The 16059-nt window shown below is 41.2% G+C and carries 13 protein-coding genes; 2 read left to right on the top strand and 11 right to left on the bottom strand.

The genetic code is table 11. The features are described 5' to 3' along the window. Positions 1–3: 3 nt before the first annotated feature. On the bottom strand, positions 4–1059 hold the full coding sequence (locus tag ACTJKC_RS02820) for an SDR family oxidoreductase (protein ID WP_440790092.1): 1056 nt from the start codon (positions 1057–1059) through the stop codon (positions 4–6). A 395-nt stretch (positions 1060–1454) separates the two neighbouring features. On the opposite strand from ACTJKC_RS02820, the gene ACTJKC_RS02815 reads away from it, so the two are divergent. After that, a complete protein-coding gene (locus tag ACTJKC_RS02815) occupies positions 1455–2237 on the top strand; it encodes an AraC family transcriptional regulator (RefSeq protein ID WP_440790090.1) in 783 nt (260 codons plus the stop codon). A 1083-nt stretch (positions 2238–3320) separates the two neighbouring features. Here ACTJKC_RS02815 and ACTJKC_RS02810 read toward each other — a convergent pair. Then, on the bottom strand, positions 3321–4001 hold the full coding sequence (locus ACTJKC_RS02810) for a hypothetical protein (protein WP_440790088.1): 681 nt from the start codon (positions 3999–4001) through the stop codon (positions 3321–3323). 99 nt (positions 4002–4100) lie between these two features. Next, positions 4101–4421, bottom strand: coding sequence for a hypothetical protein (locus ACTJKC_RS02805; protein ID WP_440790086.1), 321 nt, complete (start codon positions 4419–4421; stop codon positions 4101–4103). Between the two features lie 299 nt (positions 4422–4720). Here ACTJKC_RS02805 and ACTJKC_RS02800 point away from each other — a divergent pair, with 299 nt between their 5' ends. After that, positions 4721–5521, top strand: a complete 801-nt coding sequence (locus ACTJKC_RS02800; protein ID WP_440790084.1) for a DUF2971 domain-containing protein — start codon at positions 4721–4723, stop codon at positions 5519–5521. A gap of 167 nt (positions 5522–5688) precedes the next feature. Here the strand turns inward: ACTJKC_RS02800 and ACTJKC_RS02795 are convergent, their stop codons facing one another. From ACTJKC_RS02795 to ACTJKC_RS02760, 8 genes are all read right to left on the bottom strand, one after another. Then, complete coding sequence (locus ACTJKC_RS02795; protein ID WP_440790082.1) at positions 5689–7602, bottom strand: DUF2075 domain-containing protein; 1914 nt, start codon at positions 7600–7602, stop codon at positions 5689–5691. Next, complete coding sequence (locus ACTJKC_RS02790) at positions 7599–7928, bottom strand: nucleotide pyrophosphohydrolase (protein ID WP_440790080.1); 330 nt, start codon at positions 7926–7928, stop codon at positions 7599–7601. The genes ACTJKC_RS02795 and ACTJKC_RS02790 overlap by 4 nt, the downstream gene beginning before the upstream one ends. Before the next feature lie 186 nt (positions 7929–8114). Beyond that, positions 8115–8996, bottom strand: coding sequence for a hypothetical protein (locus ACTJKC_RS02785; protein ID WP_440790078.1), 882 nt, complete (start codon positions 8994–8996; stop codon positions 8115–8117). Positions 8997–9119: 123 nt separating this feature from the next. Then, positions 9120–13397, bottom strand: a complete 4278-nt coding sequence (locus ACTJKC_RS02780; RefSeq protein ID WP_440790076.1) for an NACHT domain-containing protein — start codon at positions 13395–13397, stop codon at positions 9120–9122. Positions 13398–13527: 130 nt separating this feature from the next. Beyond that, positions 13528–14274, bottom strand: coding sequence for a hypothetical protein (locus ACTJKC_RS02775; RefSeq protein WP_440790075.1), 747 nt, complete (start codon positions 14272–14274; stop codon positions 13528–13530). Between the two features lie 714 nt (positions 14275–14988). After that, a complete protein-coding gene (locus tag ACTJKC_RS02770; RefSeq protein ID WP_440790073.1) occupies positions 14989–15336 on the bottom strand; it encodes a hypothetical protein in 348 nt (115 codons plus the stop codon). Next, positions 15333–15557 (bottom strand): hypothetical protein, encoded by a 225-nt coding sequence (locus ACTJKC_RS02765; RefSeq protein ID WP_440790071.1) that lies wholly within the window; start codon positions 15555–15557, stop codon positions 15333–15335. Before ACTJKC_RS02765 ends, ACTJKC_RS02770 begins: the two co-directional genes overlap by 4 nt. Before the next feature lie 55 nt (positions 15558–15612). Continuing rightward, positions 15613–16044, bottom strand: a complete 432-nt coding sequence (locus ACTJKC_RS02760; RefSeq protein WP_440790069.1) for a hypothetical protein — start codon at positions 16042–16044, stop codon at positions 15613–15615. Positions 16045–16059: the final 15 nt, after the last annotated feature.

Here is a 16059-nt window from a genome sequence, read left to right as displayed (position 1 = left end):
AGTTTAAGGTATAACATGCTTACTGCGAAATTCATCGAAAAGATCGTAAAACATCGTTTCAGTATTAATAAATTCATGAAAGCCAAGCAGCCTTGCTTTGGTTCCATCGGCAAAAAAGTCATAATCCCAGGAGAACACAAAATCACCGAATGCCCAGCCCGAAAGCTGCTCATAACTATGTTTTTCTAAGTTATATTTTTGCTGAACTGTTAGCCAAAAACCGGATTTGTCTGCCATAACGCTTTGCAATGGCATTTGCAGTGGTGGAGCAACTTCCATTTTAAAATAAGCTGCTATCTTCGGCCACATTTCATTCCACCGGAACAAATCACCATTGGTAATATTAAAAGCCTGGTTTGCACACTCTGGCGATGTTGCTGCCCAAACAGTAGCCTTTGCCAGTAAGCCGGCATCCGTAATTTCCAACAGCGTATCGTATGCTCCGGCTTTGCCGGGAAAACGTAATGGCAATCCAAGTTCTTTAGATATCGAGGCATACATTGCAATAACAAGCGCAAGGTTCATAGGATTGCCTATAGCTGTTCCCCCGACAACAGATGGTCTGATAGCAGACCACGTCCACGGTTTGCCTATTTGTTTTTTTTCAAGATATTGCTGCTGGTCCACATTAAATTCCGGGGGCATGTGACCTGCATCACTTTCTTTTGCAGGTGTTTTAAATGGTCCTAAATGCGCACCATAAACTTTATATCCCTGCATCAGGCTAATGTGCCGAAGTCCCGCTGCCACAGGTTCGATGGCTTCTAAAACATTAACCAGCATGGCCAGGTTAGGCGGTACTAACTCTGCCCATGTTGGCCTGTCCTGATAAGCAGCATAAAAAATATGGGTTATGTCTTTCAGACCGGATAATTTGGAGTGGCAACTGTCAATATCCAATAAATCTACCGAAATATGCTTAAGATTAGTGGCATCAATACCACCTTTTCGCGAAAGCCCGGTTACATTCCAGTTACCAAGCGACAGTAAATGATTGATAAGATTAGTCCCAATAACTCCGTTTGCACCTACTACGAGTGCCTTATATGTTGTATTCATTTTTTATTTTTATTTAGTACACTGATAGTTTTTAATCAATAAGCAGCATTTTTGCTTTAACAGGAAGAACGCAGTATTTAATCAATTTATTGAAGCATTGCTCTTCCAGAGGAGCGCGATATTGGCTTTCCACTGGCCTAAAATTGTAGGGAGACAGAGATGGCTGAGCATGCATTACCAGGCCAAAAGTTTGGTATTGTCTGATCATCTTTATATGGTTTAATGCCCTTAGACAATCCTGAAAAAGGATTCAAGGCTATTGCCACGCCTGCTAAAGAATCTGTTGCTATAAATTTTCTCCTATTCATGCTTTTAATTTTTTATACCATGCAAAATTGGGATAAACTAAGGCTAAGAATTGGTAAAAATCCGATACAATTTTGTATCTTTCCGTTATGAAGCGTTACCGTCAATTCCAACCAATAGCTATTTCTGATTTTGAAACGGACCGTTGGGAACACCCTGCGCATAATCACAACCATTATGAACTTATATACATTAAGAAAGGCAACGGCAAGCATTATATTCACGATTTTGCAAATGACTACAGCCAAGGCACGCTCTATCTTTTAGGACCCGAGGATGACCATTATTTTGAAATAGAAAATTGTACAAGATTTGTTTATATAAAATTTACTGACCCCTATATATACGCCGCTTCAATTGGCAGTGCTTCCCATTTGCAAAATCTGGAATATCTTATTAAAAGCAGGGATACTCATTTATCTGGATTTGCTTTAAAACCTGGGGATTTGCATACGGTAGATAAAATTATTGATGTTATTGTGTCTCTAAAGGATGAGATTTTTAGCAATGAGGAACTGCTTTGGCTTCAAATATTATCTATTGCGTCTATAATGCAGCGCAATATGCCTGAGCTTAAAAACACAGGTGGGCAGAGTAAGGATATGCAGGCCATGTTCTGCTATATACATAAGTATATTTATACACCCGACAAACTAAAAGCGACCTTAATGGCTGCTCATTTTAATATCTCAACTGATTATATAGGTCCGTACTTTAAAAGGAATGCCGGTATAACTTTAAGGGATTATATTAAATTATACCGAAAAAGTGTCGTGGAGCAAAGAATGGCGAGCGGTCGTTACAGTCTAAAAGAGATCGCTGCTGAATTTGGGCTGACAGACGAAAGTCATGTTGCTAAAGTTCTTAAATAGAATGGATGCCGTTTTATCCTATATCAGTTAAACAGGCTAATAAATCTATCTATGTTCTTATACGTATTATCAGCGAATAACAATAATTCTTATATTATTTTTGATTTAAGTGTCTGGGGGGTTGCCCTTATAATTCTTTTTACCAGGTATGGTAAATTCCCTTGTGAATTTGCCCTCACGAGCAACAAAAACGCGAAAAATAGTATCAAACGTCCAAGAGATTGGAAGAAAACATCAACACAACTCATTAAAAATCAATTAAATAACTGTCTTTACTTTTCGAAAATTGTGGTAAGTTTAGGGAATTACTTTCCGATACAAGAACTACACGTAATTGCTTAACAATTAAATAGTTATCGACGTGTCCAAAAACGATACAAAAAGAATTTATCACCATAAACAGCTTATTTACAGCTACTTACGTGCGATTAAACAAAAATAACTCAAACAATAATCAAAAAAGACTAAAAATCAACGACTTACACTATACAACAAGGGCAAATCGCAATTTCAACGTTCATTTTTGATCCTAGCTTTGATCAACTCAAATTTATAAAAAAACTGTCTAATTCCGAAACCGAATTGCCGATAAATTATAGATTTTTTCCAAAGCCTAGCTCAGTTATAGTGCTATTGCCAGAGTCTAGTGGTTACGCTGAGGGTGTAACCCGGCTTTTATGAGAACAATCCACATTCGTCCTCTGAATGAATAGCCAGTATCCAACCTTTCAAGTAATATTTATATCTACAGATCATTTAATCGGTAATAATAGACCTGACCCTATCTGATAGGAATCTCTCGGCAAAATTTGAATTCCAGTTATTATGGTTATTTAGCAGATCGATAATATCCTGGTCAACCAAGGGAATAATGAGTCCACGATCGTCTTTATAGGTATCTCGGCAACGATTAATAAAAAGAGGGAGATCGTCAATGGTCCGGCACACAATAAACCCCACTTTTCCGCGTCTATTAGAAAACCTTCCGGCAATTTGGTCTATCTCAGGATTAACAATATCTCTGCTGTAATTTTTGCACTCGACGAAAACATATCCGCAAGGTATTTTTACGTTATTCTCTAGTCAATAGAATATCCCACCTCTAGCGGCATTGTCGAAGCAGATATCGATCCTTTTGCGCCCATCATGGATTTCATGTTCTTTAACAGGATTGATCAGGTGCGGATAGAAAATGATTTCAAGGATTCCAATAATCAGATTGTGAAAGGCTGATGCAGATTGGGTTCCCGGTGGTATATCTCCTAGTTGCTGAATGAGCTGGGGGATGATATTTGTGATATCCAGATCATCGATCTCCATATTGAGTAGAGAATCGTTTTCAGTTTCATTTTTGAACTGTTCTAGCACTTCAGGATGTTCCTGGGTAAAGCGTCTTAAAAAATCCTTTGATTGAGGATGAAGTTCTTTAAGGCTGTCCTTGGTTACAAACGGCGTGCCGTCCTTTCGATGCTGAATGAGGGCACCATTAATCCTGAGATGCTCATGCTGCAGAAAATTAAGTACAAAATGATTATAGTATTTATCAGGTGCATAATTCTTACTATAAGAAACAATTCCCTTTGGAACCAGTAGAATCTTTTTATCATTAACCACTAGCATGTCGGTGTAGATAGCCTCCCATTCTCCAGCATTCCTGTTCCAGAAAAAACCGGAAGTTACACCTTGTGTAAGGGGAATATTGTGCAGCTTACACTGGTTTTGGGTATATTCTATCAGGTGGCCTGTGATAATATTTGTCGCCATATCCGATAACTTGTCCTTTCCGAAGTTGTCGACAAACAATACGCTATCCTCGATATCCTGAATAAGACCGGTCTGTATAGCCCGGCTACTGAGCAAGCTTTAATAGATATTAGTAGTGTCCTCGTCTCCAACTCCCCGTCCCCGTGGATTACCGCGGGACAAGCCGAGACAGGTCGCATTCGGTTCATGAAGGTGGGCAAATAGCTCCTTGGCTTCCTCTTCTTGACCATTTCTTATCAAATCAATGACACGCTGAAAAAAGCCTCGTAAGGTAAGTGTAGCCCCCATCGACCAGTTATCCGGCTTTTTACCCAGGAAAAACGGATCGATAAATAATGGTGTATCGGAAGTGGGATCAATGTCGACAAAGTCGAGTTGCGCCTGTATTTTATTTAAATTATAGATTTGGCTAATTTTCATTTTGAGTGTGTTAATTTGGTTAATTTGCTAAGCTTCTCTGAACAACTTGTTCGAAACTTTGACACCTCGCCTTTTGTACCCAGCGATATGGTTGCATTAGCCAAATATAACAAAATTCAATTGGCCACATAAGATCTTAGCCATTGAATGACAACAAATTGCCATTAATAAATGACTGTCAAAAAAGAAATGTTTTAGTAAATAAAGTTTGGGTTCCAGTTGAAAAAAGGCTACTTTACACCCTAGCGCTTTGTGGACCGGGGCGTTTTTTTAATGACTAAGCCGCTTAATTTAGATCTATGCTCGACAATATCCCCAAAACACTTTATAAATATAGATATTGGAATGATAGCTATCACCAAAGGGTTTTAACACATCAAGAAGTTTTTTTATCCTCTCCAGCGGGGCTGAATGATCCTTTTGATGCCTCTCTTCCTTTTCGTTACAACCCTGAAGACCTTAATGAAGGAAACATTTACCTCAAATTAATAGAAATCGGCAGAAAGAGTTGGCCTGATATCTCTGAACAGCAGATACAAACCCGGGCGTTTAAAGAGCAGCATTCAGGAAAATTCGAAGATGGAGCATTCTGGAAAGACCAACATGAAAAATTAAAGGCTAATCTGCATGCTTCTTTTGGTCTTCTATCACTAACGAGTAAAGCCGACAATCTTTTGATGTGGGCACATTATGCCAATAGCCATAGGGGCTTCTGTGTCGGCTTTGACAGGGACATTTTATTCGATGTAGTTAAGGGCACACTGGGCCCAGTGAACTATCAGGAGGACTTTCCGTTTGTGCCCATGTTTCCTCCTGCCGACGAGCCAGATACCACAATGATTAGGCTGCTCAATACCAAATCACCGCATTGGCTTTACGAAAATGAATTTCGGCTGACCCGTCACGGCGCCTCAAATAAGGTTTTCCGATTACCTGCCGAAGGAATTACCGAAATTGTTTTGGGTGCCAGTATGAATCCTGATGACAGAAAAGCAATCATTGCCACTATCGATGAGCAATTGCCCCATGTACGCATATTTGAGGCAAGAACCAGCCTGGAAAAATTTCAGATCGATCTATTTGAAGCGATTAAGGTTTAATGAGTTGAATAATAATAATGGCTTATTCAGCACGGTCGAAACCGGATTGAAGGACATTTTGCAACGTATAGACAATCCATCCTAACTTTTCAATCTCAGCCGATATATTTGTATCTAGGCAAATTGAATCCCTTTCACTCAACAAACATGCCCAACAAATCCCCATATTACACTTTTGATAATTTCCCAGCTAGCCTTCTTTCAAAATATTGGCGTACCTGATCATCGACAAAATAAACATAGCATCCCTTTGTACCGCGGGTCATCAATACCCGGTAGATGTTGCGCACATAATCATCAAAATTCTTTTTGCCCCTTTTAAGAGTGGTGTCCTTTGTCGCTGTGATGTCGGTATACAAGGAATCCGTTTGTGCATCATATCTAAGGTCGGGGCCGATTATCACCCCGATATAATCAAACTCAAAACCCTGGGTCGTATAAATACAACCAACCTGTTTGATCCCCTCTGGCTTATAGGCCCATTCATACCATTTTACATAACCTTTTGGCGGTTTTGAGATCTCTCCGTGGGTTTCCCATGGCATGGCAAAGTCACCGATGCAGACATCCTTAATCAGCTCACCCTTCTCATCTAGTGTCTTGGACCAGTGCCAACAGTATCCAGCAACTAACCGCGAGGTCGTATTCCCGGTATTCCTCTCCACCAATTCCTGATAAAGTGATGTTAGGGTATTGAATATTTTGAAATCGTAATTATCCTTTTCAGTCAGTATGCGTGTTTCCGTGGTATGGCCCAGGGCAGCTTCGAGCCAGTCAAGATAGTTATCTGATCCGTTACACCGAAACTCTGAAACCAATGTAACTTCCTCAACAGCGGCACCATATTCTCTAGCTACCTTTTCGATGAGCTGTGAGCTTCCAATCTCGTCACTTCTTATATTTTGCTTGTCATCTATAAAAAATACACTTGTTTTTGCCGCACGGATGAGCGTTTCCATCCTGGAGAGCGAGGTCAGATCCTGTGGACGGGTAAACCGGTTATTGGAGCGCTCCTCTACCCTGTGGGCCTCATCGATGATAAGCAAATCAACCTGGTTTTCATCCATTTTTGAAGGGATGTACTGGCTAAGATTGGTAAAAAGCGGCTTTGCCTCACTTCCTCTATCAAGCATGCTCTTGATTCCCTCCAGCAAGGGCTTGGAACGTGTAGCAAAAAACACGTTTTTTGTGTCTTTTCTTCCGGCAATTTCTGCAAGGATGTGCAGGGCGATAACGGTCTTACCTGTTCCAGGCCCACCTTTTATGATGACAACGCTTTTTTCTTTATTCTTTTTGGCCGCAGAGACTTTGGCCAGGATGGTATTTCTGGCTACGATCTGGTCATTGAGCAGGACAAAGTCTGAGGAATTCGAGATAATCTTGGAGGCACTTTCGAGTAATTTCTTTGACGGATTGACCGGACTCTGCATGAATTTATTAAAAATTTCATAACCCCTGCCCCCGTTAAGCAGCGACCTTAGCCTTTCAGCAAGAGATTGCACTTCATTCCCTGCGTAAAGTGGATATTCATCCATGATATCCTTATATATAGGCGCATGGAGACCGGTACCATTTTCAGTCTTATAATTGTGGCAATATGCACAACCAAAGAGGTCCAAAGTTCCCTGTTCGAAGACTTGTATGAAGCCAGTCAAAAAATCATGATAGCCTTTGACCTGTTGAGATGGATGAGGTACCCTGTTATTGGGCCGTCCGGTATAGGTCTCAACAAAGTTCCCTTCAATATCGGTTTCAACAACCTTGTTCCATTGCTTAAGTTCAATATGTATTACTTTTCCACGGTTTTTTTCGTCCATACCATAAAGCATACAATCAATACGCATTTCGGTATAGGGCAGCAAATACTCAAAGGTGACATAGATATCCTTAACACCGCTGAGTTCAATCAAATTTTTGATGGCTACCGGAGAGTTTTGCCAAGAGCGGTATTCAGGTCCCTGTGGGGACTTCCCTAAGTTGCTGCTTTGTCCGATCATCATTTTCTCAGCAACCCTATTCAATAGGATATCCTCAAAAAACACTGACTGGGGCTCGCTGTAGATTACTTTTCTACCAATCATAGCTCGTCATATTTTTTGGCTGTTCCCTTTGCCTTTTCAACCGGGTATTTCTCAGCATTTTTTTTTATTTTGTCTAGAATGATCTCCCTTGGATCCAGCTTGTACTTATCGGCCAGCAAGAATGCGTAGGATAGTATATCTGCAAGTTCCTCCCTGATTTTCTCGGGATCTGCCTGATCTGCCTTTTTCCAAAGGAATAGCTCCAAAAGTTCTGCAGCCTCTATATTGATCGCAAGCGCAAGATCCTTGGGGTTATGAAACTGTTCCCAGTCCCGTTCGTCTCTAAAGCGCAATAAGGCATCGGTGATCTCAGTAATATCTGACATGATGGTATTTGAATTTGTCGGCTGAAAAGTAATTGATCGAAATTTTTCCCTTCCGATTACCAAATTTAGCCACTTATGTTAAAGATGCAAGCAAAATCTTAAATCCAGTATTTACCCATCTGTTGATCGGCAGATATGCCAGCATATTTGCCGATCAACAGATCAATGGGGCAATACAAAGAATGATCATGCTATTTTTTCTGTACAGGCCTGAATAAAAAGTATTCCAAGCTCGGTCATTACAAACCTATCTTTACTTTCCACATCAATTTCCAGATCCAGTACAAGATGACTTTCATTTGGTTCATTCGGGATTTCAATCGACTGCGATCTTACATATGGTTCACGGATTTCTTTGAGGACACCCAAACGAACAAGATTAGATAGCTCAAACTCCTTAACATTTCTATCAGACAAGGTCTCGGGTTCTGAAATTTTATGTTTTAGAATATTCTCTTGATAGTTTAGCGCATCAAGCTGGTTTTCAAAGGCCTTCTTTTTTTTTGTGAGCTCTGCTCTTTGGTAATAGAATGTATAATCTACCTTATCTGCTATCTCTGTTCCGATGTCTTTTATTTTATTTCGGAGTGCTTCTGCAAGTTTCGGTCTGGCTTCCCTAAACTCCTGAAGTTCCTGCGTCAGGTCATTTACACGGTTCTTCCATCTTTTAAAAGCCATATCCAAAACCACATATTCCGTTTTCGAAATCTGGCTGAGAATGTAGGGGAATACGTGATTCTCAACATTTTGTTCTGAATCTACCATATTACCCAGAAGTACCGCCCATTTATCCTGCATATCATCGTCCTCTTCGAGGCCGGAATATTCAAGCAGGGGACAAAGCACTTTTAATGAGATCGTTTTGGGATTGATATTGTGTTTTTCACAATACAACTTGGCCTTATTCAACGTTTTGACCTGGCGGTTAAATCTCCAGTGTGCAACACCGTCTTTACCAAGTAGGCCAAGTTCTTCAACTGCTGGCATAATGAGTTTATCCAAAAAACCCTTGGCCATGTCGATGCCTTTTTCCAATACTGTTGAGCTTACGTCAATTTTTTTATCCATATTTAGTAATATAAATCTAAGTTAATCAATTCTGGTGCTTGTGCACATCACTCTACACTAAAAGACACGATGATGTTATGATCAATTTTGCTTAAGTATAAAGTTAGAGACTTCCCTGTTCTACTAATTAAGAACATTTTCCATTGCTTCAAGGGCTTTGGAGCGGATAGAAGGAATGGTGAGCATCCTGTCAAATTCGTCTAATGCCATTTCCTGTTCTGTCCTGTATCTAAATCTGTGGTTGCGTAATTTGGAGTAGATAGCAAGAACAAGTATCAATGGTTCATCTCCCATATAACCGGTCTCGGCAATGTTTACTTCAAATGGAAATTTCATACTGTGAAGCATGGCCAAACATTCACAGGGGTAATCCGCAGCGCATTCTGTAAGGTACTCAAAAAGATAACTTGGATCTTTTGCAAAATGCACACTCTTAACATATTGGGATATAAAATTATGAAGTTGCGGAAAATATACCGGCTCAAACACCCTTAATACGAGTCCGGAGAGCTCATGCGATAGATCGACACCGCCCGCATCCTTCACGCATCTTTCCAAGACCTGGAGCGCCCTTTGATTTATATCTCCATCTTCGACCAAAAATTTTTCTGCAACTTTCATGGCACATTTTAGTGAATTTCCTCCCAACTTCATGAAATGATCATACAGATCAAAGTCATTAATGTGCTCAAACACCCAACTGCTGACAAAAAAGTAACATTGATCATGGAGTTCTTCATGAAGTAACATTTCCTGGAAATAAAAATCCATCTGCTCATGTAGGCTATTGTTGTAATACTGTGCTGGATTTATAGAATATCTAAGCACTTCGCTATCCCCAAGCAATACCAGGCGCTTGAATATTGCAAAAGATCTTTCAAGATCAAGGCGGTTAAGATAGGCTATACCGTGCATGATCCCACAAGATAATGTAATGGTCGGCACTTGTCCGTCCCTGAGAATATATTCTATGGTACCAAATATCCGTTGCTGGTATTGGGGGTAATCCTCAAGGGACATTAGATTTTCAAGCGCTGAGCCACGAGGCGTATTGATAAAGTCGCTCATCTCCTGTCCAGGGTTCAACCTATCACCCTCATGCGGTTCCCATCTTGCTATTCTTTCCCAAAATTCCACCGTCTCATCAGTCACTACCTTATTCTCTACCAGAAACCTGCCGTGCCAAAGTGCATATTGTGTATATTCCCTATCTAAAGTCAGTCTCATTTCTCTTCTGATGAGTTCAGCGGTTTTTTCGATATTATCTTTCGTTTTTATTAGCGCGGAGATACCATGGGAGATATATCTCGGTGATATTCCTTGTTCATCAAATAAGGAGTGAATAAAGCCGTAAAAATAACCGGGATTTTTCTCAACCTGGGCCTCAAATGAACGACTATGCTCCAATATCCCCCCCTTAAAAAAATCTACGTTTTTATAGTCCTCATTGACCATCTTCATACTCGATAACCATGCGGAGTGATTGAATTTATCGAAATTGGGATTGGAAAGAGGCGATTGCCCACCACCCCATCTCGATCTACTTCTATCCATGGCGACATTGTGGTCCACCGCTCCATAACGGCGCTCCAGTACCTGATATTCACTGCGTAATTCATTGTCATGGGCCAAAACCGCCGGTGGCAATGCTTTTAAAAAGAGGTATTTTTTCTTACCGAATTTAAGGCTGAACCTTCGCTTCCCCTCTTGGTCATTGTATTTATAAACCTCGTATGGGTGCTGCATTTCCAAAATCAGACGCTTGACGAAGGCATATTTTTCGGCTGTGAAACTGGGGATTGATGCCGCTATCAACCGCCTGATTTGTAGTGAGAAAAAATCGTCGGTTCCGCACAGTCCTTTTTTATCATCAATGATCTGTAATAGCTCAAGCGTTTCCGCGACAAATTCATAAGATCTATCCCGCAGCAATTTTATTAGCAGGATCAGCAGTGGAACGGCATTGTTATCTTTATGGTCATGGAACAACTGTTCTAGCTCTTTCCTATCGCAGCTGCGATAATATTTTATAAGGAAGGACTCAATGGATTTTTCATCAGGACTGTCCCTGTCTTGATAGTCATCATTATAATTGCGGGAACTTACCAGAGCGGAGCCCACTTCTTCAGGGATGCCATAATACCTGCATTCAGTTGCTTTCAAAATCTGTAGCTGTATATCAAAAAGGAAGACTGCTACCGCCCGCGGGTCAATCTTGAAAAGGTGTTCCATGACCCTGTCATAACGGTGGTCGAATTTCAATCGTTCGTTGTTTTTCCTATGGATCAAGATTACTGGCCGAAGTCTGTCAAGCGCAAATCCCAGATCGAGCATACTGATCTTTTTAATTGTCTCGAAATATCTCAGTTCGTTATTCTGGTTGTAAGGATAATGCAGATCAAAATAGCTCAACAATCCAGCTGACCATTTAGGTACCAACGGTATCAGATGTGCGATGAGATGCCTATTGCTTTCTGATTTTGCGAGGTAATCAAAAATATTCTGCGTGTAAAAGCCGATATTTTTATAAAAAAGAGAATAAAGTTCATTGGCATCGTCAGAAAGCAGATCATTTTCTATAAAAAAATGTAGCCATCCCGGCGATCGGAAAACCTCGGTAAAAAGGTAACCATCCTTTGAGCCTATTGTGGAATATACCACCTCCTTTTCTTTTTCTGTGGGTTCTTCGATCTGGCCCAGCTCGGTAATAAAAAGATAACGGATGTGATAACGCACTTTTTCATCTACCAGTATATCCCTATAAAGCTGGATGTATGCATGATGGTTTGCTTCCCTCAGATACTCGATAACTGTTTTAATCAGCGAGCGGATATAGAGGTTCTGTTCTTCTTCAAACATATAGGCTTTAAGGTCCTGTCCAGAGTCCACAAACCATCTCGCCAAATAGTATTCATAAAAAGACTGGTGAAAAAAAGACAATCTGGAACCATGCAGAACCAAAATCCCATGAGAGACCAGATAACTCGTTTCTGGTTCGAAAGTCTCCAGAAATCGCTGCTCAACCAGGTTGGGTTGAGAGGCATACATTCTATTGATAATCTCATTGAGACAGTTTGCAACCTGAAGTTTTCTAGCCTTTAGTACCTGCGAATAAAGTTCCCCATGAAGCCTAGATATGCTTATTTCGACATTTTCAGCTATAAGGCCGGCAAGGTCAGGAATTTTTGTAAAAAGCTCCATATTATAGGGAACTCTTAAAAGTTCCAACAAAACCGGGTTTTTAACCTGAATCGCCAGGGCCTTTAGAACAGTTGACACTTCCTCCTGGGATAGATTACCAACCTCTATCTGGCGCACGCCCGGCGCGCTATACCTGCGCAGATCAGCATCGTATTCAAGATCAAAGCTTCGGGTAGAAATAACTATCCGGACATTCCTGATTTCCAGCAACCTGTCGATCAATGTAATATAGGTCTGAAGCCACCTTCGATCTGCGGAAAGTGTCTGTGAGAGGGCATCTAGCTGGTCAAGGAGGATAATAAATTGTTTACCGCTATCGCCGACCGTCCTGAATATATCCTCAAAAGAAATAGCACTGCCAAAAAGCTGTTTGGCAAGATCGGCAGTATTGATATCATAAAACTGATCGCATTTCACCGCGAGAAGACAGTAATTGTTCTCAGTATTTAGTTTCTGGTACACATCATGTAAAATGGTTGATTTACCGACCCCCTTTTTTCCTTTGACAACCAGCACTCTTTCCAGCCGATCCTTCCCTGGGAGACTTTCTGCTACCCAGTTTATGATTTCATCAGTTTGGCTTCGCTCCAGATGTGCAGTGTACTCTCCGGCAAAATAGTTTTTCAATCCAACGACAAACGCTGACGCCCTAGCTAGTTCCTTATCGAGCTCAATATCTTTTGGTACGGCAAGCTTCAGCAGTGCTGTGATCCCAGACCGTAGATCCTCATCGAATACTTCCTCGTAAAGACCATATTCCTTAAGGCTATCAATGATATCCGGCCCATCAATAAGCGCTATAAAACCATTGTCCAGTTGATAATCGTTTATCTGTTTCTGCCTCCACTCAGACCACCATAGGTGTTCTGCCTTACTCATTTCTTCAGGTATGCATAAAATCCATTTCGCGCATTTGTAATCCCCTGATTCCATAACCGTACGGAAAGACTCCCTGATCTGTTGTTTCTGGGAAGATTCAATGCCATTTAGAAAAAACTTACATTGAAAAACCTCTATCGGTGATATACCCATGTCACCTATAAATATATCTATTCCGCCATCACCCTGCGTAACCCGCACGGTTTTTACGTTACTTTCCCTAAACCTTCTTTTGATCATGGTGGCACAGATCTCTTCGAATCTTTCCCTGGCACCTGCAATAGTATATTTTTTGACCAAATAGGCCCACTCCTCTATCATATTTTAAGTATTCTTTTGCGCAGCACTCAACCAATGGGTAGGTTTGTCAACTGTATTTTCGTCAAGGCTCAATTTTCGGACCTATTAAGCTTAGGAGTAAAAATCGCGCAGTGCCGACCACACCGGCCCTTTATGCTATAGTATCATCATTTAATTCAGGATCAATTCCAATCGATCCCGCCAGGTCTGCATCCAATTCTATTTCAACCGTTTCTTCTAATGACTCTCTTAACTTTTTTACATAGCCCCGTACAAGTTCTTCCAGCTTGGTATCATCAAGTTCAGGAACGCGCTGCAGGTGATCTTTTGTTTCACGGTGAATCTTTCTGGAAATCCTTGAGGAAATCTGAAGTATAGTATGGTCAAGTTCCGGACTGATATCATCCTTTACCAAGGGCTTTAGCCACTCTTCCATATCAAATGGCAGCTCGCCGATCCTGGGCATATGCCCTAAATATGAAAGTCTGTCACGGATACTGTATTTTCCGGTAAGTTCAAATGCCAATAGCGGCTCGACCTCAGATAGCTCCTGAAGCACGGCATCAACTTTCAATGCCAGTTGCTCCATCCGCTCCTCTGTCTCCGCATTGAAGATCATTGGAAGAAAAAGTTTTCCAAAATCCTCTTCACTCATTTCGAATGGTACTCCGATCTCACGGCTCAGCAGTTCCAGGATTTTGGGGCGTAATGTGATGAGCCCTTGTTTCATACGTGTCTCCTGCTGAAACTGAAAACGGAATTCGAGAAGATGAAAAAGCAAACGCCGTATCTTACGCCGGTCCTGTCGCCAGCCCTGAAAAATACCGGTGAACATAGAGAGAAAAAAACCTATGACCAGCGTGACATAGGGCGTGACGGATTTAAAAATTTCCAACATTTGCGTAATCTAGATTGGATACCAATTTACGCCAAAACGATAAAAATGCAAATGATGTGCAAAACTTTCGCTCAACGGCGATTAGATGGCCTTAAATTTATTTCCATTAACTGTAATAGAAAACGAATGCACTTTTCTCAGATTAGCCCCAGCTTTATTATCCTTATTACCGAGAGTGTTAATTAAAAATGGGCTACGGTGAAAACCGTCCGTGTTTTTTCACCAAACAGTTTACGAATAGTCAGTCCTCTCACTTTTACTTTTATCTCCCAACTATTTCCTTAGACACTACGTGGTTATTGAACGCAGGTTCTGTACATTGGTTGTCTTGATGGGTTCATGCAAGGTTGCTGCAAGCTGCCTGTAAACCTTAATAGCATTTCCCGGTTGACCAGAAAGCGTTCAGACCATCGGGCAAGATATATTTCCCCTTACCGATCGAAGGTACCAGATTCTCAATCCTGATGTCAGAAACCAGGCGACAGAACAAACCGGCAGCCGTCGTAAGCCGCCTTTAAAGCTGGTCAAATAAATAGATGTCGATATTACCGAATCGGTTACGAAGGCTCTCTTTCATGTGTCAAAAACAATGATATTCCCGAACCCATACTATTGCCATAGTCCCACAGTACCATAAAGGCCCAGTGTACGCAGAACGCAAGGTCTTCGGGCCATCTCTCAGACGACCCGAAGACAATTTAAATAAAACCAGCATTAAGTCTCCTCTTCAAACTTTTGTTCCGAAGCAGGGGCACCATCCGTTTTTGTATTGCAGGATACAGTCTGTTTACTTTCGGCTTTATTTTCGTTTTCTTCATCATATTCCTGTCGTCTACCGAACAACTCCATAGTATTGGCAACCGGGGTGGCCACTACCTCAAAAAAAGCCCTTTCCAGTTCGTCTGTTCCTCCTTTTAACAACATCGGAGGTAATGGCCTACCCTTAATGTCGGTTTCAATAAGCACCGATACTATTATTTTCTCCTCACCCTGAAAAACAATATTGATCTTCCATCCACCTTTGCTTGGCAGGCTTTTGATTTCACTAAAAAGACTACTCATGATCTTAAATTTAATTTAACAATCTTAGTCCCTTTTTTCCCGCTGAACATTACCACGTATCCGTTGTTGCCGATAATATCTCTGATGATATATTCGGCATGTGCAATACGCACGCTGTCCCCTGCTGATAAATGCAGCAATTCCAAACGTTCAAAAAAGCGCAATGTCCTTGCCATTTCAAGCAGTGCTTTCCGCTCTGTTTTTTCTGATATAATACCCATGATATTTTCTTTTAATAGGGAGCAGCAAAACCGCTCCCTGTGGTTCAACAATGTTCTAAAGTTCCCCTAAATCAACCTCTACCATACCCAACCAGTAAATCGCGACATCCGAGAGATCGCCCGAAGAGATTTGATATTCCTTTAGCACCTCTTTTAAAGCCCCGATATCTTCGCTTTTCAAGTCATAGCCCGAACACATATAATTCCCATACACCTCAAAGGATGCATCGCCCGTAATATCAAAGCCTGTAAGCCTGTCAATCTCGTTCCTTGCCTCCTGCATAATGGCATCCATTACCACGTAACAGGGATCAATGTCAGCGATTTTGGTGCAGCATTCCTCCGAAAACCGTTCTATCTGTTCAAATGCCCAATTTCCATCATAGCCTGAGGCCAGTGCAGCCTCGACCGCCATTTTAATATCGAGGTATCCATAGGGACAGAAAGCCTCCCTAAATTCCCCGATTTCCCTTTCCAGATTTTCCATCCCTATTTCCTCCTC

Source organism: Pedobacter sp. 22226, assembly GCF_052045455.1.
GTDB classification, from domain to species: domain Bacteria; phylum Bacteroidota; class Bacteroidia; order Sphingobacteriales; family Sphingobacteriaceae; genus Pedobacter; species Pedobacter jeongneungensis.
This window is presented reverse-complemented; position numbering and strand designations above follow the sequence as displayed.